The sequence below is a fragment of the Bradyrhizobium sp. STM 3566 genome (genome assembly GCF_045571445.1).
GTDB lineage: Bacteria > Pseudomonadota > Alphaproteobacteria > Rhizobiales > Xanthobacteraceae > Bradyrhizobium > Bradyrhizobium vignae.
In genome coordinates this window covers 6,094,216-6,111,991 of sequence record NZ_CP120692.1, presented here as the reverse complement: position 1 = coordinate 6,111,991, position 17,776 = coordinate 6,094,216, and the positions used below count along the sequence as shown (strand labels likewise).

18 protein-coding genes and 5 pseudogenes are annotated in these 17,776 nt (G+C 58.7%); 17 read left to right on the top strand and 6 right to left on the bottom strand.

The window, feature by feature from the left end; genetic code table 11:
- Nucleotides 1–24: 24 nt before the first annotated feature.
- The 6 genes from P6U27_RS29425 to panC all read left to right on the top strand — a co-directional run bounded on the left by P6U27_RS29425 (nucleotide 25) and on the right by panC (nucleotide 6,073).
- On the top strand, nucleotides 25–1,176 hold the full coding sequence (locus tag P6U27_RS29425; protein WP_407192981.1) for an 8-amino-7-oxononanoate synthase: 1,152 nt from the start codon (nucleotides 25–27) through the stop codon (nucleotides 1,174–1,176).
- Nucleotides 1,176–1,811 carry a dethiobiotin synthase gene (bioD, locus tag P6U27_RS29420; protein WP_407194495.1) on the top strand — a complete coding sequence of 212 codons (636 nt, stop codon included), beginning with the start codon at nucleotides 1,176–1,178 and terminating at the stop codon, nucleotides 1,809–1,811. The genes P6U27_RS29425 and bioD overlap by 1 nt, the downstream gene beginning before the upstream one ends.
- On the top strand, nucleotides 1,808–3,073 hold the full coding sequence (locus tag P6U27_RS29415) for an adenosylmethionine--8-amino-7-oxononanoate transaminase (RefSeq protein WP_407121607.1): 1,266 nt from the start codon (nucleotides 1,808–1,810) through the stop codon (nucleotides 3,071–3,073). Before bioD ends, P6U27_RS29415 begins: the two co-directional genes overlap by 4 nt.
- Before the next feature lie 708 nt (nucleotides 3,074–3,781).
- Complete coding sequence (locus P6U27_RS29410; protein WP_407192980.1) at nucleotides 3,782–3,991, top strand: hypothetical protein; 210 nt, start codon at nucleotides 3,782–3,784, stop codon at nucleotides 3,989–3,991.
- 357 nt (nucleotides 3,992–4,348) lie between these two features.
- Nucleotides 4,349–5,221, top strand: a complete 873-nt coding sequence (gene panB / locus P6U27_RS29405; RefSeq protein ID WP_407192979.1) for a 3-methyl-2-oxobutanoate hydroxymethyltransferase — start codon at nucleotides 4,349–4,351, stop codon at nucleotides 5,219–5,221.
- Between the two features lie 12 nt (nucleotides 5,222–5,233).
- Nucleotides 5,234–6,073 (top strand): pantoate--beta-alanine ligase, encoded by an 840-nt coding sequence (gene panC / locus P6U27_RS29400; RefSeq protein ID WP_407192978.1) that lies wholly within the window; start codon nucleotides 5,234–5,236, stop codon nucleotides 6,071–6,073.
- A 223-nt stretch (nucleotides 6,074–6,296) separates the two neighbouring features.
- On the opposite strand, the gene P6U27_RS29395 is transcribed toward panC, so the two are convergent.
- Nucleotides 6,297–6,500 (bottom strand): hypothetical protein, encoded by a 204-nt coding sequence (locus P6U27_RS29395; RefSeq protein WP_209294476.1) that lies wholly within the window; start codon nucleotides 6,498–6,500, stop codon nucleotides 6,297–6,299.
- 1,153 nt (nucleotides 6,501–7,653) lie between these two features.
- On the opposite strand from P6U27_RS29395, the gene P6U27_RS29390 reads away from it, so the two are divergent.
- Complete coding sequence (locus P6U27_RS29390) at nucleotides 7,654–7,860, top strand: hypothetical protein (RefSeq protein ID WP_209294475.1); 207 nt, start codon at nucleotides 7,654–7,656, stop codon at nucleotides 7,858–7,860.
- 645 nt (nucleotides 7,861–8,505) lie between these two features.
- Here P6U27_RS29390 and P6U27_RS29385 read toward each other — a convergent pair.
- Nucleotides 8,506–8,709, bottom strand: a complete 204-nt coding sequence (locus P6U27_RS29385; protein WP_209294474.1) for a hypothetical protein — start codon at nucleotides 8,707–8,709, stop codon at nucleotides 8,506–8,508.
- A 392-nt stretch (nucleotides 8,710–9,101) separates the two neighbouring features.
- On the opposite strand from P6U27_RS29385, the gene P6U27_RS29380 reads away from it, so the two are divergent.
- From P6U27_RS29380 to P6U27_RS29350, 7 genes and pseudogenes are all read left to right on the top strand, one after another.
- Complete coding sequence (locus P6U27_RS29380) at nucleotides 9,102–9,311, top strand: hypothetical protein (RefSeq protein ID WP_407192977.1); 210 nt, start codon at nucleotides 9,102–9,104, stop codon at nucleotides 9,309–9,311.
- Between the two features lie 807 nt (nucleotides 9,312–10,118).
- Nucleotides 10,119–10,497, top strand: a pseudogene (locus P6U27_RS29375) (ectoine synthase).
- Nucleotides 10,498–10,682: 185 nt separating this feature from the next.
- Entirely contained in the window at nucleotides 10,683–11,090 is a 408-nt protein-coding gene (gene tnpA / locus P6U27_RS29370; protein WP_209296671.1) for an IS66-like element accessory protein TnpA, read from the top strand.
- Entirely contained in the window at nucleotides 11,087–11,434 is a 348-nt protein-coding gene (tnpB, locus tag P6U27_RS29365; RefSeq protein ID WP_209296670.1) for an IS66 family insertion sequence element accessory protein TnpB, read from the top strand. Before tnpA ends, tnpB begins: the two co-directional genes overlap by 4 nt.
- 45 nt (nucleotides 11,435–11,479) lie before the next feature.
- Entirely contained in the window at nucleotides 11,480–13,129 is a 1,650-nt protein-coding gene (tnpC, locus tag P6U27_RS29360; protein WP_407121193.1) for an IS66 family transposase, read from the top strand.
- 2 nt (nucleotides 13,130–13,131) lie between these two features.
- Nucleotides 13,132–13,374 carry a hypothetical protein gene (locus P6U27_RS29355; protein ID WP_209296668.1) on the top strand — a complete coding sequence of 81 codons (243 nt, stop codon included), beginning with the start codon at nucleotides 13,132–13,134 and terminating at the stop codon, nucleotides 13,372–13,374.
- Nucleotides 13,375–13,618: 244 nt separating this feature from the next.
- A pseudogene (locus tag P6U27_RS29350) lies at nucleotides 13,619–14,413 on the top strand (transposase).
- 52 nt (nucleotides 14,414–14,465) lie between these two features.
- Here P6U27_RS29350 and P6U27_RS29345 read toward each other — a convergent pair.
- From P6U27_RS29345 to P6U27_RS29335, 3 genes are all read right to left on the bottom strand, one after another.
- A complete protein-coding gene (locus P6U27_RS29345; RefSeq protein WP_122405127.1) occupies nucleotides 14,466–14,981 on the bottom strand; it encodes a hypothetical protein in 516 nt (171 codons plus the stop codon).
- 246 nt (nucleotides 14,982–15,227) lie between these two features.
- The gene (locus tag P6U27_RS29340) at nucleotides 15,228–15,674 is read right to left on the bottom strand and encodes a hypothetical protein (protein ID WP_122405126.1); all 447 of its coding nucleotides are present in this window, start codon (nucleotides 15,672–15,674) and stop codon (nucleotides 15,228–15,230) included.
- Nucleotides 15,675–15,704: 30 nt separating this feature from the next.
- Nucleotides 15,705–16,085 (bottom strand): antibiotic biosynthesis monooxygenase family protein, encoded by a 381-nt coding sequence (locus P6U27_RS29335; RefSeq protein WP_407192976.1) that lies wholly within the window; start codon nucleotides 16,083–16,085, stop codon nucleotides 15,705–15,707.
- Nucleotides 16,086–16,169: 84 nt separating this feature from the next.
- Between P6U27_RS29335 and P6U27_RS29330 the strand changes: the two genes are divergently transcribed.
- The gene (locus P6U27_RS29330; protein ID WP_122405124.1) at nucleotides 16,170–16,643 is read left to right on the top strand and encodes a MarR family winged helix-turn-helix transcriptional regulator; all 474 of its coding nucleotides are present in this window, start codon (nucleotides 16,170–16,172) and stop codon (nucleotides 16,641–16,643) included.
- A 66-nt stretch (nucleotides 16,644–16,709) separates the two neighbouring features.
- Nucleotides 16,710–16,837, top strand: a pseudogene (locus tag P6U27_RS29325) (IS5/IS1182 family transposase); the annotation flags it as partial.
- Here P6U27_RS29325 and P6U27_RS29320 read toward each other — a convergent pair.
- Nucleotides 16,834–17,137: pseudogene (locus P6U27_RS29320) on the bottom strand (IS5/IS1182 family transposase); the annotation flags it as partial. The pseudogenes P6U27_RS29325 and P6U27_RS29320 overlap by 4 nt on opposite strands.
- Between P6U27_RS29320 and P6U27_RS29315 the strand changes: the two are divergent.
- Nucleotides 17,133–17,422: pseudogene (locus tag P6U27_RS29315) on the top strand (transposase); the annotation flags it as partial. The pseudogenes P6U27_RS29320 and P6U27_RS29315 sit on opposite strands and share 5 nt — an antisense overlap.
- Nucleotides 17,423–17,776 lie beyond the last annotated feature (354 nt).

The window sequence follows — 17,776 nt, the reverse complement described above, 5'->3', positions numbered from 1 at the left end:
TTGATGCGATCTTGGGAGAGATGAATGCGGTCAATCCAAACAGCTAGACTTAGTCCCTACGTCGCAGCGCTGAAGGCCTTGAACGAAGATAAACGGCTGCGCTGCCTCAGGCCGCGCGTGGGGATCGATTTCGCATCCAACGACTATCTGGCGCTCGGGAGCGCCCCGCGCATCAAAGAGGCGATGGTCGCCGCGCTCGAGGCGGGCACTCCGGTTGGCGCCGGCGGGTCGCGGCTTCTGCGCGGCAATTGCGAGGAGCATGAACGGCTCGAAACGGAAGCGGCTCAGTTCTTTGGCGCGGAGGCGGCGCTTTTCTTTGGAGGCGGCTACATCGCAAATTTTGCCCTCCTGACAACGCTGCCGCAGCGCGGCGATCTGCTTGTTCTCGATTCCCTCGTGCACGCCAGTATTCACGAAGGGGCGCGAGCCGGCCGCGCAGAGTACCGAGTTCACGCGCACAATGATCCCCAGTCAGTCGAAGACGCAATTCGCGAGTGGCGAACCAATGGTGGAGCGGGCCGCATCTGGATTGTGGCCGAAAGTCTCTACAGCATGGATGGCGACTTCGCTCCACTCGAAGAGCTGGTGGCAATCGCCGATCGCCATGACGCGTTTCTGATCGTCGATGCGGCTCATGCCACAGGTGCTTACGGGCATCAGGGACGAGGGCTCACGGCTCCTTATGACAGGCGCGACAATCTCATCGTCGTTCATACCTGCGGCAAAGCGCTCGGTGCGGCGGGTGCACTTGTTACGGCCTCCGGCATCCTGCGCGATTTCATGGTCAACCGCTGCCGTCCATTTATTTTTACTACTGCCCCATCACCATTGATGGCCGTTGCCGTTCGAGAGGCACTCCTCATCTTACAGAAGGAGCCGGAGCGGCAGCAACGGCTGGCCAAGCTCGTTGCGTTCGCGCATCGGCAGATCACCTCCCTTGGTTTGCACACGCCGTCGACCTCTCAGATCGTGCCGTATATCGTCGGTGACAATGCTCATGCAATGCGAATTGCCTCTGCTCTGCAGGCGCGCGGCTTCGACATCCGCGGAATTCGGCCGCCAACCGTCCCAGCAGGCACCGCCCGTTTGCGAATTTCGTTGACGCTCAATGTTGGGGAAGCGGACGTGTGCGCAATGCTCGATGCGCTTGTTGAGGTGACGAGGGGGTCGTTTTGATCAATAATCGGATCGTCGTGACCGGTACGGACACCGGGGTCGGCAAAACGGTATTTTCCGCAGGACTCGCTGGCCTGCTCGGCGCGAATTACTGGAAACCGGTCCAGGCTGGACTCGAACAAGAGACCGATTCCGAGTGCGTCTGCCGCCTCGGCGGCCTCTCGTCCGATCGCATTGTCCCGGAGCTCTATCGACTTCGGACGCCCGCCTCGCCCCATTACGCCGCGGAGATTGACGGCGTTCGCATAGACACAGAGACACTTGGACTGCCGGACATGGGCGAGCGGCCACTCGTGATCGAGGGCGCCGGCGGGCTCATGGTGCCGTTGGCAGCGCGCACTCTTTACATCGACATCTTCGAACGCTGGCAGCTTCCCGTCGTGCTTTGCGCAAGGACGGGACTAGGCACAATCAACCACTCTCTGCTCTCCATAGAGGCTCTGCGGAAGCGTCAGATTCAGATCCTTGGAATTGCGTTCATTGGCGAAAGAAACGCAGAAACTGAAAGCGCGGTTTGCGAGATCGGGAGAGTGCGTTGGTTGGGACGGCTCCCGTGGCTTGATCCCCTCACGAACGATGGGCTGCAGGCCGCTTTCAAAGTCTCCTTTGTTGGCAGTGATTTCCTGAACCTATGAAGATGGCCAAGAGGTCGCCGATCTGGCACCCGTTCACGCAGCATGCTCTACAGCAGGACATGACGAAGGTGCTGCGGGGAGAGGGGGCTTATCTCTACACCAAAGATGGCCGACGCCTTATCGATGCAATCTCCTCCTGGTGGGTCGTGACCCACGGCCATTGCCATCCACGCATCGTGAACGCGATCCGAGAACAGGCAGGCAAGCTCAACCAGATCATCTTCGCTGGATACACTCACGAACCGGCTGAGCAAGTTGCGACGGAACTATTGAAGGTGACGTCCCCGGCGCTCGAACATGTGTTCTTCTCCGATAGCGGGTCAACCAGCGTCGAAGTCGCGCTGAAAATGGCGCTTGGCTACTGGTACAATACCGGAAGACAGCGAACCCAAATCGTGGTGATGCAGCACTCGTACCATGGCGACACGATCGGGGTGATGTCGGTAGGTAGCCGAGGCGTCTTCAATGCGGCCTACGGGGCGCTGATGTTCGAGGTGACCTCGATTCCGTTCCCGGCAACAGATCGTGAGCAAATAGCGCTCGATGCGCTTGAAAACGCCTGTCGAAACCAACATCCCGCAGCCTTTATTGTGGAGCCGCTAATATTGGGTGCCGGTGGAATGCTGATGTATTCTCCCTCGGTGCTAAGGGAGATGAAGCGGATCTGCGAAGCCTTCGACGTCCTGTTAATTGCCGACGAGGTCATGACGGGCTGGGGCCGGACGGGTAGCTTATTTGCGTGTGAGCAGGCCGATGTCACGCCCGATATTGCCTGCTATTCGAAAGGCCTCACGGCTGGGGCGCTGCCGCTCGCCGTCACACTCTGTCGTGCCGATATTTTCGATGCGCATTATTCGGAAGATCGCAGGCGTACGTTTTTTCATTCGAGCTCATATACGGCCAATCCAGTGGCCTGCGCCGCCGCCAAGGCCAATCTCGACCTATGGCAGGATCAGGACTATCGCCGGCGGGTCGCATCCTTGGCCAAGATGCAAGAACGGGCACTCGCGCCATTTTGCGACGATTCACGGTTCGCAAACGTCCGGCGCACAGGAACAGTCACAGCGCTTGAACTCAACACGAGCGATGCCGGCTATCTGGCGGACATCGGGCCGAAGCTTTTGGCTTTCTTCCAATCGCGGAATCTGCTGTTACGCCCGCTTGGTAATACGATCTACGTGATGCCGCCTTACTGCGTGACGGCGGCCGATCTTGATGAAATCTATGCTGCCATCCGCGACGCTGCTGACTTGCTGATGTGAGGGTGCATCAGTGCTGCAATCGTCTGCTGTGACAGGGTCTTGCAAGGCGGAAGCGTCCGTATTGCTGCCGTTTAATAATGCAAGGGGGATGCAGCGCCCACGGCTCGCAGGCTGATCGTGCTTTAAGCAGTTGCTTTACTCGCTCCTGATCCAACTGCCGCAGCAATCCTGCGGACTAGCCATGAGACGCGCAGCATTTGGCCGAAATGCCGGGGCGAATTGCCGTAATCACGGCGGAGAAATCCATTATCTTGAGCTTCTCGGCGAGGCATTCTGCGAAAATTACTGCTTCGTGAGGCAGCCGCAATCGCTGCAATCACAGTCAGGCTCTTGATGGCTGCAAGGCCATCGAGACGGACCGTCGGGCGGCCGCTCCTTTGGTGCGATCGTGGTGCCGCGGTGAGAGGGTAGCGGGGCTTCCCAAGTGAATGTCTGACAGGAGGCGAGAATGCACATTGGCTTCCGTAATTCACTCGACCATTCAGCCACATGCTGCGCGATATGCGGCGGAAAGTTTGGGCTGATTCGCTATTACTGCTGGCGAACGGCCCTTTGCTCCAAGAAATGCGTCAACCGCTTCAAGGCGCGGCGAGAGGCCGATCAGAAATGGCTTCGATGGTTGCGAGCGGCTTAGGGCTAGACCGAGCTGTGGGTACCGCCCTGGTCAGACTTGTTGCGAATTCGATTCGCCAGCGCGTGGACAATCAAGTGACAGAAACATCGGCAAAAATAATCGACTTCAGGACCTACAGGGCCGGCAGGCTGGCGCGGTCTGAGCGCGTTCCCGACGACATCTACTCGACCGCCGTTCTCACTGCGCTTACAACGGCCTGTCACCTCTGGACGTTCCTGGCCTGGGATCCGTTTGCATTGCTCGGTGCGCCAGCGCCGAAGCAGGAGCCTCACGAGTACCCCTAGGGCAGCAGACGCGGAGATGTGCCCCTAAAGACGAAGCCTCTCGCTGCGTGCATCTGCAGCGCGCTTCGGTCGAGCCCTCACCGTTTGGAGACACTGCGATCAGCCCAGAAACGCGTGCGGATGGTGGCCCGTCGCGAGCGCCGCTCCTCGATCGAGGGCTGAAACTGTACGGGAAGAACGAGCCATCGGGTGGCGAAAGGGCGATGAGGAAGGTCTTGCCCGATGGTTGCGCGACCATTGGACTGTTTTTGCGTTGTTCTCCAGTTCTGGAGACTAAGTTCTCCATCCTCCATGCCATTGACAGGTTTCTCCTGCGTTCTCTAGGAAGCCCCGAAAGTGTGTGGGAGCGGATCCAATATGAGCCACAGTTCAGAGCAGCCTCTAGAACGTGTCACGATTCCGGCACTGCAGCAGTGGAAGGGTGAAGGACGTCGTGTCGTGATGACCACCGCCTACGATGCAGTTGCGGCGCGCATCGCGGATCCCATTGTTGATATCATCCTGGTCGGCGATAGCGTTGGAAACGTCTGCCTGGGCTTCGACAACACTCTGCCCGTCAGCGTGGCCATGATGAATCATCACCTGGAGGCTGTTGCGCGCACGAGGCCTCATGCCCTGCTTGTGGCCGACATGCCCTTTCTGAGCTTTCATGTCGCTTTTGAGGATACCATCCGCAATGCAGGAGGTTTTCTGCAGCGTGGCGCCGATGCTGTGAAACTAGAGGGTGGCGCCAAACGCGTCCAGATGGTGCGCGCCCTGGTCGATTGCGAAATTCCTGTCATGGGACATCTCGGTCTGACCCCGCAGAGCGTCAACGTCATGGGTGGATTCAAGGTGCAGGGAAGGACAACGGATACCGCCTTGCGTCTGCTCGATGACGCCCACCGTCTGCAGGAAGCCGGCTGTTTCGCTCTGGTCCTGGAAGGGATTCCTGCCGAGCTCGCCGCGCGAGCGACCGAATTTCTCACGATACCCACCATCGGGATCGGAGCAGGACCCGATTGCTCGGGCCAAGTGCTTGTGTTCCATGATGTCTTGGGGCTAACCGAAGGCCATCGCCCCAAATTCGTTCGTGCCTATACAAATGGATTCCAGCTGTTGCAGGAGGCGCTGTCGCGCTGGGCTGCCGATATCCGCAAAGGTGCATTCCCGGGCGCAGAGGAGTGCTATCGGCTTCCTGATCAGCTTCGGCATGCCATCGCCAAGTGGGTGCCCTCCAATTCAGCGTGAAGAATGTAAGAAATGCAAGTAATTACGAAGGTCGCTGAGCTGCGTCGGGCTGTTGCAGACGTCCGCAAAGCCGATAAGCGCATCGGGTTCGTTCCGACGATGGGATACCTGCACGACGGCCACCTGTCCCTGATCTCGGCCAGCGGTCGACACTGCGACGTCACTGTCGTTAGCATCTTCGTCAACCCCACTCAGTTCGGACCAAATGAGGATCTCAGCAGGTACCCTCGCGACTTCGCGCGCGATGAAGCCTTGTGCCGTAGTGCCGGGGTCTCCATCATCTTCGCACCAAGTGCAGAGGAGATGTATCCGGCTCAATTTGAGACCTTTGTCGAGCCGGGCGAACTCGCAAAACCGCTCTGCGGAGACTTCAGGCCCGGACATTTTCGTGGTGTAGCGACTGTTGTCTGCAAGCTATTCAACATGGTGCAGCCGGACGCCGCGTACTTTGGGCAGAAGGATTTTCAGCAATGCGCTGTGATACGCCGCATGACGGTTGATCTGAATCTTCCGATCGAGATTGTCACCGTGCCAACCGTGCGGGAGCCAGATGGGCTGGCAATGAGCAGTCGCAATCGTTATCTCAGCCCGGAAGAACGTGGTCGGAGCCTTGCGATCAGCCGTGGCTTGTTCGCTGCATCCCAAGAGTTTGCCTCAGGGGAGCGGGAGACGTCAACGCTGATTGCGCTTGCAAGAAAGCATCTGCAAAGGGTCGATCGTCTCCAGTACCTTGAGCTTGTCGACGCTGGGACCCTCAGGATTGCCGAGAGCCCTCTGCGTTATCCGGCGGTGCTCTGCGTGGCAGCGTATGTGGGCTCGACGCGGTTGATCGACAATGTAGTCCTGACCTAGCGCGTAGCCAGATCCGCAAGCGACTGCGCTCAGAAGTAGTCGAACCCGATCAGTTGGCCCTGAAATCCTCAGCATCCCTCGAACGCGATCCGAAACTGCTCCTTTGCCCCTGAACAACTGCCCCACGCTCGAGCTCATGATCTTGGCTCTGCCGCTGACAAGTGAGCAAGACCGGACCGCTCCACGCTCCCGAGAGCAGCCAAGTGCGAGTTTGCTTTCCGTATTATGACTTCGGTGGCTCGCTCAGACGATCTGGGACATTCTGAGCGCTATGCGCGCTTTCTGCGACGTGGCGCAAAGCAATTTCAGAAAGTTGTACAACCAGCTGTTTGAGGCGCGCATTCTCCTGCTTGCAGCGCTCAAGCTCGTGCTGTTCGGCCGTCATCACAGATGTTGTGCGACGTTGGCTGCTGCCGAGATGATTCATGTAGCTCCCTTTCTGATTCGACAAACACAGCAGAAAATCTGAGCAGCCCAGTCTCTTCTCCCCGCTGAATGAAGCGCCTTGGCCTCAGGTCGGAGCGTTTCACATGCAGCCCGCGGCAGGCTGGTTTGCTAGCTCACTCCCTGCAAAGGGGCTCGCGCCCAATTCGCAGATGCGACGGCAACTTCCGCGACGCCATCTCGCTCATGGCTCATGCTAGTTGCAGTAATGGCTCACAATGTAGCCGCGGAATATGCCGCCCCCCGGTTGCATGTGTTTGCTCTGGGCGGAGAGTGTATCAAAATCGCAATATCGATTTATGCGACGAGCCGCGCTCCCGCGCTCAAATCCTGCATTGCGGCAGCGCCCCCGATGAATTTTCACAGGACGTTCGCATGTCCGTGCTGGGGTCACTTCTACACCAGGCTTATGTCCAAAACGCAGGACGTTACTGAGATCATCCGCCTGCAAGCGGGCATTCCCAAAGCACGCTCGCTCAAAATTGTTTGCTGCCAATACCTGCGATTATGGATCATGGCCACGCGCCCCTGACCATGAGTTTACTGTGATGCTGCATAAATCGCCCAGAGCGGCTAGGGGTGAGTCACGGGTTATTGAGGGTGGCCGTCGGATCTCGGCGCGATTTCCTCGCCAGACATGGGGCCGAAGCTGTTTTTTGACGCAAAGATATGCTTCACCGAAACAATTGCGCACGATGTCCCTCTACAGTGCAGGATGCGAAGCGCTCGGGCTTGGTTGGACGCAGCACACTCGATAGGCGGCAAATCCTCTAGCTGCAATGAACCTGATCAGGTCGGCAACGAACTAGCACCGTCCGAACATTGGTCTGCCGCAGCCGACCAGCCAGTTCAGCGCGCTATAGATGGCCGAGCATGCCTTAGATAATCGCAGAGCATGGTGGCAGCGCGTAACCCTGGGCTCTGAGCCCGGCCAAGGTTGTCTGTTAAACCGAGAGGGGCGACGAGAAAACAAAAACAGCTCGATCGAGCTCTGCAATTGATCAGCCATCTCAGAGATGCTGGACATTGCAGCGCCGTTAAAATTGGGTCGCGAAGTCTCATACGATCTGATGTACTTGCGTTGCGGTCCAGCAAATGCCCATTATCTTTCTCGGTGGGATGAGGGAGATCTCTCAATGCTGGACGGTGCCACGAGCGCGCTCCTGCGCACGATCCTGGATGAGGTTTGCGAGAACGTCCCACCGTATGACACCGGCGTCCGCGCCTACGTCGCCTCCAGAATCCTGGAGGCCGCCACCAGGGGTGAGACGCGCCCCGATCTGCTTAAACAGATCGGTCAGGAAGCTCTTTCGAAAGCACCAACGATGTGGCGAGAGATCTAGGACATGGCTTGTCATCGGGGTGAAAGTCAGCCACAGTGCTGAAGATCGTGGCCTCTTATCCAGGTTCGCGCGCCTTCGCGTCGCCTGCGGCGCAGCGATCTGACCAGCTCGCACAGGGTGTATCGTGGGTCGCAAATAGATGTCGGCTAACGTCTCACATATCAACATCAGACCTTGTCTTCCCGCGAAGCGGTGAGCATCCGCTTTATCCGTTCGGCTTGTTCAACGGTTAGATTGGCTGCCAAGCTGGTCCCAATCAGCGCTGGGCCCTTACGTTCTCGATCATAAACCATCCAACCCTTCCCGCCCTTCCGAACAAAGAATCTGTTTTGCGAACAAGCGCCGTCAGTCAATCTTAGTTCCCCCCAGTTCATTACCCCGATACGTCACGATAGGCCCATGCAAGCCGCCGCCCCGCATTTGCATATGTGAATCGGTTGGCGCGTTGCTCGCTGCGAGCGGCCGAGCGTTGAAAAAGGGCAGTTCGCACAAAAGGCAGTGCGTCCAAGCCTTGGCGCACGCATCCTTGCCCGCCAGGATGCCGGTTAGGCGTCGTGCCGTAACACTCATCCGCAAACGCGGGCGAAACCAGTGTTCGGCGCCCAAGCGCCGTCAACTCACGTGAGCCGGTGCGCCCTTTGCTATTTACTCCCGTGCGAGCGCCGCAAGTGCCGTTTCGATCACTGTGATTTCTTGACTGACCTGAGCGATCGCTTCCTTCGCATCAATTCCGGTAACCCGGTTCAACTTCTGCAGTAACTCCCGCCGATGCGTCAGAAGGTTCTCCAGCGCGCTGCGGTCGTTTAGTTTCACATAGCCGTCCACAATCAACCCAATCGAAAGAGACATCGAAACTCTCAAACAAAGCGGTTCTCAACGAACATGCCTATAGCACATCAGCAAATGATGTTCAGCCCGCCAGGGGAGAGTACTAAGGCGAGCTTGTTAGCGACAAGCGTCCGGCACGCGGGGCGTGACCGACTATTCCTTGCACGTTACAAGCGTCCCGCTCTGTTTGAAGGACTAGACGAGCAGAAAGACGGCGTGTAGCGAGCCAAAAACGCTGCGGATCGTCGCGTTGGAAATGGTAGCGTCAGAAGGGAATGATTTCACGAACTGCTAGGGTCTTCATCCGCCTGCCGAGCGGCTTTCGCGATGCGATGTTAGCGGCGCGTTGACCGATGACATGCTCGCCTGAATATCTCTTCGTAAGGACTGCGACGACGTAAGGAGCGTCCAGGATGCTCGATGAATTTTTGGCCTGCATTCGTGCTCACCGCAGCAACATCCAACGCTATCGTCGCCTGCTGAGGTCGAACCTGTCGGATGTCGAACGCCAGTTCATCGAAAACCGCCTCATCGAAGAGCAGACCGCGCTCGAGTCTCTTTCGGCCGAGACCTTCCCGCTCGCGTTTAGCCTTCGGAAGGGGGCGGACATGCCGGCAAGCTAGGCGCGGAGCCGCGAACGACGCGCGCGTTCGGGACTACACGATTTCTCGCCGGCGGCATCATCATGAGCTCGCAACCTGGCAAATAATCGATGATATCCGCCTGCTGTTGGCCTAGCCCTGAGGACCTGATCTGCTGACCTGCACGTGAGTTCATTCGGCTCGCGTATCAGGTGCTCAATCTATATCGGCATTGGCCCATAGCGGATTAAAAAGCCGCACTGTTCGATGGGTCCTCGCTCGCGGACCTGTTTGTATTCGGCCATATCTCGGCAGTTTGTTAGATTGGCTACGCGCCCAGCTAAATCGTTCTCAGTCGCTAGCCAGCTGAGACAGCCACAACTTCATCTTTTCATCGGTCTGCGACCACGGCATGAGATTTGCTCTACTGGCTGAGACGCTGCGGAACCGTACTCACGGCGAGAGGCACAGCAAGGAAGGAAACGACTTGCCAAGTTTGCGATTGGAGACAGTTTATGTCGCCGGCAATAGCTCCAGCAGCATTCTGGGGAGTACAAAGGTAAGCGTCGGCCCCACGCGAAAGGTGGAACACAAGTGGGTACGCGCCGATGGGGCTTGGCTCCGAAAGATCCTCGCCGATATTTTCACTAGTCGCCGTCAGGCAAATGGCAGGCCTTGCGTGTAACCGATCCCGTAGGACGATTGCGCGGGTTCTCCGCGGCCGACGGTTGGTTGTTCCGACGGAGACCGCAGTCGGCCGCGCGACAGAGAAGTCGCAGTTCCGGGGCAAAACAACGGCCTCCAGCTTTTGGATCAATCACTTCAACCTGGCACCAGCAATCGAACACTATGATTGTGCGTAGCCTGCACGACGTCGAAGCGATCGATCACTTCGTCGATTGGGGCAATGATACTAGCCACCGCCTTCTGACCGATAAGGGCGGCATGGGTTTTAGCATCTGCCACACCGTGGTGCGCGCTAACACCGTTTTCGCTTCTGCAATACCGGAATCATCTCGAAGCCTGCTACTGCATCGGCGGAGAGGGAGAGGTCGAGGACATGGACGGCAATGTCTTTCCCATTCGCAAGGGTGACATGTATGTGCTTGACAAGCATTTCCTACGCGGGGAACGGGACAAGGACATGATCCTCGTTAGCATCTTCAACCCGCCGCTCACCGGAACCGAGCGCCACAAGCTCGACGAACCGGCAGGCTCCACATATTGAACGATGCGAATAAGCGCCAATCCAACATGAACTGCCGCTAATGGTGAGAAACAGTTGGTCGAGCGATCCAGCACTGCCTCGTACCACACGCGCGGACCTCAGAAAAGTCTTTGTGCCGGTGTTTCGTAAGCCTCCGAGGAGAGACGCCTTGCGGCGGGCTGGCCTGATGGTTGAGAACTGTACGTATGGACAGCCATACGATCAGTACGTTGAATCGACTGGAAGTGGTTGATACGGGCCGGCGGCGGCGTTGGTCTGAGGAAGAGAAGGCGCGGATTGTTTTGGAGAGCCTATCCGAGCCGCGCCTGGTTGCGGCGACAGCCCGGCGGTACGGCTTGTCGCGTTCTCTATTGGTGACCTGGCGAAGAGCCTTCGCGGCGACGGGGACCAAATCCGAGGCTGGCTTTGTCAGGGCAGTTGTGGCCGAGGGGGTGCCCGCGGCGTCGGTGGCGGCGTCATCGGAGAGCGCGACCGTACATTCGACGGAGCGTCGGATCGAGATCGAGCTAACCGGCAGGCGGCGGGTCATTGTTGATGCGGGCGTTGACGTTGAGGCGCTTCGCCGGATCATCGAGGTTTTGGATCCGCGATGATTCCGGTTCCTACGGGAGTTCGGGTGTGGCTGGCGACGGGCCACACCGACATGCGTAAAGGCTTCGCCTCATTGTCACTGCAGGTGCAAGAGGTGCTGCGCCGCGATCCGCTGAGTGGTCATTTGTTCTGCTTCCGCGGACGCAGAGGCGATCTATTGAAAGTGATCTGGCATGACGGCCAGGGAGCATGCCTGTTTACGAAAAAACTCGAGAGAGGTCGTTTTGTCTGGCCGTCGCTGGCGGACGGCGTAGTGTCGATCTCGCAGGCGCAGATGAGCTATCTGTTGTCCGGCATCGACTGGCGCAATCCCCAGGAGTCCTGGCGTCCGACCAGTGTGGGCTGAGACTTTGTTATTTGAGTTTGGCCGCGAATGTGATTCCATCTGGCTATGGACTCCAGCGCCGACCTGCCGCCCGATCTTGTCGCCGCGCATGCAATGATCCTGGCCGAGCGCGCTGCCAGGCTTGCGGCGGAAGCCAGGCTTGCTGAAGCGGCCAATGCCCAGGCGAAGCAATCGAGCACCGAAGCGCTGATTGCCCACCTCAAGCTCGAGATCGAGAAGCTACGACGCACGATATATGGCGCACGCTCCGAGCGGTCGGCGCGGCTGCTCGATCAGCTGGAGCTAGAGCTTGAGGAACTCGAGGCGGGGGCGACCGAGGATGAGCTGGCCGCCGAGAAGGCGGCCGAGAAGACGCAGACGGTGCGTTCGTTTGAGCGCAAGCGGCCGGTGCGTCAGCCCTTCCCCGACGACATCGAGCGAGAACGCGTCATCCTGCCGGCTCCGACGCAATGCCCCTGCTGCGGGTCGACGCGGCTGTCGAAGCTCGGCGAAAGCGTGACCTCGACACTGGAGGAGATCCCACGCCGGTTCAAGGTGATCGACACAGTCCGGGAGAAGTTCAGTTGTCGGGATTGCGAGGCGATCACGCAGCCGCCGGCGCCGTTCCATGCCACAGCCCGGGGCTATATCGGACCGCAGCTTCTGGCGACGATCCTGTACGACAAATTTGGTCAGCATCAGCCGTTGAACCGACAGAGCCAGCGCTTCAAATGCGAGGGGATCGACCTGTCGGTCTCGACGCTGGCGGACCAGGTGGGCGCAGGAGCCTTTGCGGTCAGGCCGCTCTTTGAACTGATCGAAGCCTATGTGCTCTCCGCCGACAGGCTCCACGGTGACGACACCAAGATACCGATCCTGGCGAAAGGGAAAGCAGATACCGGCCGGATTTGGACCTATGTTCGCGACGATCGGCCATTCGGCGGGCGAGATCCACCGGCGGCGCTGTTCTACGCCTCACGTGATCGGCGCGGCGAGCATCCCGCGCGGCATCTTCAGAACTTCGCTGGCATCCTGCAGGCCGATGCCTATAGCGGGTTCAACGCTCTCTTCGATCCCGGACGCAAGGCGTTGCCGGCCACGCCCGCCTTCTGTTGGGCACATGGACGGAGGGCGTTCTTCGAACTTGCCGACATCGCCCAGAACGCTCGCCGCGGAAGATCGGCGACCGCGATCTCGCCCATTGCGCTGGAAGCGGTTCGTCGGATTGACCAATTGTTCGAGATCGAGCGCGACATCTATGGGCTGAGCGCTGAGGAGCGGCTGCAGATCCGCCGGGAGAGAAGCGCGCCACTGCTGACCGACCTTGAGGCTTGGCTCCGAGCGGAATCTGCCCGGCTCTCACGCTCGTCCAACGTGATTAAGCCGATCAACTATCTGCTCAACCGCTGGGAGGGCTTTGCCCGCCTTGTCCACGACGGACGGATCTGCATGACGAACAATGCAGCGGAGCGAGCGTTGCGCGGTTTTGCTCTGGGAAGAAAGGCATGGCTGTTCGCCGGTTCTGATCGCGGCGCCGAGCGGGCTGCCGTGATGGCCACGCTTCTCATGACGGCGCGTCTCAACGACATCGACCCGAAAGCCTGGCTTGCCGACGTCTTCGCGCGCATCGCCGACATGCCGCAGAACCGCCTGCGCGAGTTGCTGCCCTGGAACTGGACGCCTCCTGCGCCGAGGTCCTCCGCCCCGGCGGCGTAGCCATGCACGTCAACAAGGTTCACGCCGTCTTCACCATCGCTCGCGTCGCAAAAGACCTCGGCGAAGACGAGGACTGGCTCTGGGACGTGGCCAACGGAATGGACACTGAGGATGGCGTCATCTGGGTTTACGGCATAGGTGACGACCAGGTCATGGCGTTCACCGACTTCGGCATCGAGAACCTGACCGAGCTCATCAGGATGCACAAGGACGACCCCGAGCTCCTCAAGCGCTGGGATCGGTGAGCTCCTGTCCGCGGTCTAGCCCGGATGGATACGGTGTTTCGAAATGCGCACGCGATGCGCTTCGGCTGAGCTGACGAATGATTTTGGCATTCCATGTCCATTTTCCTCTGTCCGGAAGACCAGGCGAGCGGAGGCTTGTGCCGATTGATAGCGCGCTCAGTTGTACGATGAGGTTTGCGCTCTGGATGGGAGCTTCCGCTGGCATTTTGCTGTCGCTCGATTAGCGCCCAAGCAGATTGACCGCATGGCGGCGCTGCAGGCCGAACGTGAGGCGCGGCTGCAAGCCGAGGCGGTAGCTGCCACCGCGCAGGCGGAGCTGTCGGCCAACGAGGCTCTGATCGCGCATCTTGAGCTGCGGATCGAGAAGCTCAAGCGCGAACTGTACGGGCAGCGCTCCGAGCGCACGGCGCGGCTGATCGAGCAATTGGAATTGGAGCTCGAAGAACTGGTTACCAAGCGAGCGAGGATGAGCTTGCCGCGCGGGCCCCCGCGGCGAAAACCCTGAGCGTGCGCGCCTTCACGCGCAAGCGGCCGGTGCGCAAGCCCTGGCCGGACGACATCGAACGCGAGCGCGTCGTTGTCGAGGCCGCGAAGAGCTGCGCCTGCTGCTAGGAGACAAGCAAGCCGCTGTTCGACGACATGCACGCCTGGCTGCTGCGCGAGCGAGAAACCCTCTCGCGCTCATCCGAGGTCCTGAAGCCCATGAATTACATGCTCAGGCGCTGGGCCGACTTTGCCGCTTCCTCGGACGATGGCAGGATTTGCCTCAGCAACAACGCCGCAGAAAGAGCGTTGCGCGGCATCGCCTTGGGAACAGCAATTGGACCTTCGCCGGCAGCCTGCGCGGCGCCCACCGCGCCGCTATCATGCTGACGATGATCACCACCTGTCGTCTTAACGATGTCGATCCCAAAGCCTGTCTCTCCGACGTCCTCGCCGGATCGCCGATCTTCCCGCTTCGGGTCTGCACGAACTGCTGCTCTGGGAATGGAAGCTCCCGCACCAAGCCAACGAACCTACCGATCAGCAAGCCGCCTAACTGTCACGCGGTGCTATCATAGCGCTACCCGGCTCTCGCGCGCATGCGTCAATCAGGCGGGCTTCGTCGTATGCGTACTATGGGGATCAAGAGCGTCATCCTGCATCGGCGCTCGAAGTCGAACGATAAGTTCGCCTGCTCGCTTACCGTCCTTAGCGATAGTATTAAGTGCTCGCCGGGCTTCTTCCAGATCTGGCGGTTGAGTGCCCAACCATTTTAAGGCGGCCTCTGCATTGAGAATCGTGGCTGTGAGCGCGTCGACGACAGCACTATAGGTGCACACAAAATCTGCTGAGGTCTGCAATGGCGCTTCGCCCTTCGCCTTGCGCGGATTTCCTTTTGGTTCGCTGAACCGGCTGCGATGCACCTTGCGCCGCCTTAGGTGCAGAAGGGCGTTTGCAGCCTTGCGGATCAGATCGAGTACCAAGTCGGGCTGGGCCCGCTTGGGGACGCGGCAGCCGTCGATCTTAAAGACAGTCGAGCGTTCTGTGACAAAACATTGATGGGCCGGTTGCACGATGCTGTCCTTGCTCAAGATGTACCAACTCGGCTTCCACTTCCAGGACATAGCGCGCTCCTCTAGCGGGTTATGAGAACGCCTCGGCGCTGTCGGCCGGGGGAGCCGTTTCAACGTCGATGCGACGAACCAGCTCGTTCCGGCCAGCTCATTGTGAGTTTGTGAATATATGCTCATGTGCCAAGGCATCTGCGCTTAATGAGTACACGCCTAGCACTACTGCTAGGGCGCGCACTCATTAAATCACGACAATACCAGGCGTCAGGTCAGTTGTCCGCGCAGTTCCGGTTCAGGTGATCAAGCGAGTTTGCGGCCCAACCATCCCTTCATTTTGAGACCGTCCCGCATGTTGAGAGCAAGAAGTGTAATGTTTGTTGCGCCCGCGACGAGCTCGATCGCCTGCACAGCATAGAACGTGGCATCGAATTCTGCCGCCTGAGCCTTGGACGCAAGGAAGAGCGCAGACGGAATAAGAATCAGGATGCCGTTCCCTGCAATGAACGGCATGCGCTTGAATTTGGCCCCGATCAGTCCGGCCCGGCGCCCCTTTGCCAAGATGACACCTGTACCACCGGTCGCAGCGAGCGCGGGAATCAGCAACAAGAAACCCCACGGTATGGTGCTCTTAACCGCTGCAACTGTGGCATGGGGCGCGAACAGCTCACTGAGTACCGTCGATAGCCAAAATGTGCCGATCGTTGCGATAGCCAAGGCGCCAACGACAGGATGGATCAACTTGATCATGGGTATCTTCCCCTCCTAAAAGCAGCAGGGCTAGGCAACGCAGATGCCGGGCACGGCAACTTTCTGGAACAGATGAGGGGAAGCTATCGCCGAGGCCGGATAGCTGGCGATTTTTGCTAGAAAGTCAGGATGGGTGAAGGCCGCGCGGAAGTGTGCGGTGGATTCCCAGACGGCGTAGTTCAGATAGGTCGAGCTGTCGCCGAGAGCTCTGTGCAGCTGAGTGGAAATGAAGCCCGGCTGTCGCTTCATGAACGCTGCGTCGTCCTGCCAGGTCTTGAGAAAAGCCGCCTCATCGGCTTTGTCGAGAGTGAATGGGTTCACCAGGATGACCGAATTTGCCTCGATAGCGATCTGGCGGTCGATCGGGAAGGAAGGGTCTAGTGTGCGTAGCAACGACATGAGTGCCTCCATCGCTGTTTAACATGTGGTGCCTAATTGGTATTATGGTTACAAGCATATTGACACCATGATGTCAATATAAAACAATGGTGACGAATGAAAAGAGCCGAGCGAACCCCCGAGGGTGACGCCCTGAGCGACCTTGTTCTCGATCTATTCAGGCTCGACGGCCTGCTTCTGACGGCCGGCGACCGTCTGGTCGCCCCGCTTGGCCTAACAAGCGCACGCTGGCAGGTGCTTGGCGCCATCGTGTCCGCCGAACGTCCCCAACCGGTCGCTTGGCTCGCACGCGACCTCGGCGGCAACCGTCAAAACGTGCAGCGGATTATCAATGATCTGCACAGGGAGGGCCTCGTATCTTTTGAGGTCAACCCGCATCACCGACGGGCGCAGCTCGTCGTGCTCACTGAGAATGGACAGCGCGCCTTCGAAGCCGCAATGGAATTGCAGGTTCCCTGGATCAACGATCTTTCAGAAGGGCTGTCTGTCAAGGATATACGGATTGTCCATCGCGTGATCACGGCCTTGCGAGATAAGCTTGAGGGCAGCCGTGAGGACAAGTCGGCCTGACATGGCAAAAGCATTGTGCTCGCCCCGGCGCCCGTGATTCTAGCTCCCAAACTGAGGCTTCGAATCATGCGCCATGAACTGACGGACTACGAATGGGCAGCTATCAAGTCTATGCTACCAAACAAGCCGCGTGGAGTTCCTCTGACCGACGCGTCCGCAATGGCATCTTCTGGGTCCTGCGATCTGGGCTGTCACGGGCCTCACCAGGCGTCAGTTCCAGCCGTACGGGCAGGCCATTGCCACCTACAAGCGCATGAATCTGGCTGGTCAACCCGCCGCGTGAACGTCCTATCAATTTGCCTCTGGTTCTTGGCGATGCACCGTCCGTGCTGATGAACGTGAACAATAGAGGCGTCGATCATCTGGACCGCCGCATCGTGAGCAGCGGCTATGATTCGGCTCCAGACACCCGGCCAGCGCGAGCGAACAAGGCGGTTATAGCAGGTAGTGTAAGGGCCAAAATGATCCGGCAAATCGCGCCAAGGTAATCGACTTGCCGGAAAACTTCTGTCTCGTCTGAAGCCTGGATCGATGCTGCTCGCCGATCGTGGTTACGCCGCTGACTGGATCAGAGATCTTGCCATGAAGAAAGGTGCATGGGCAAACATCCCGCCAAATGCAACCGCAATGATCCGATCTGCTTCAGCCCGTACCTTTACCGCGCTCGAAACCAGATCGAAAGATTCTTCAACAGGATCAAGCAATGTGGTCGGGTCGCAACGCGCTACGACAGGCTCGCCGCCAACTACCTTGCCTTGGTGCAACTCGCGTCAATCCGAGACGATGTCGCCCACCTCTCCAATTTGATCTCGCCCAGTGGCGAGACGTTCTGGCTGGTTAGTTTTATGGCATCGGTCAAGCTGCGCGCCTTTTGCTGTGGGCATGTGGGCAACGCGATTGCGTTGTCCAAGCGCAGCGGCATGTTCACAGCGCCACGGGCTCAGGTCTTTCGGGCGGATGACGGTGTTCGGCGCAGGCTCTTAAGCTTGGACGAGGCGATCTGGGATTGGTGGCGTCCTCGCCAGCTCCTTACGTTGTCTGGAACCTGCCTGGTCCATTAATGGACCATAACAGCCGCTGTGGTCTTTTTATGCACCAGCTCAGTTTGAAAATTTTGCGGCTCTGGTCTATAT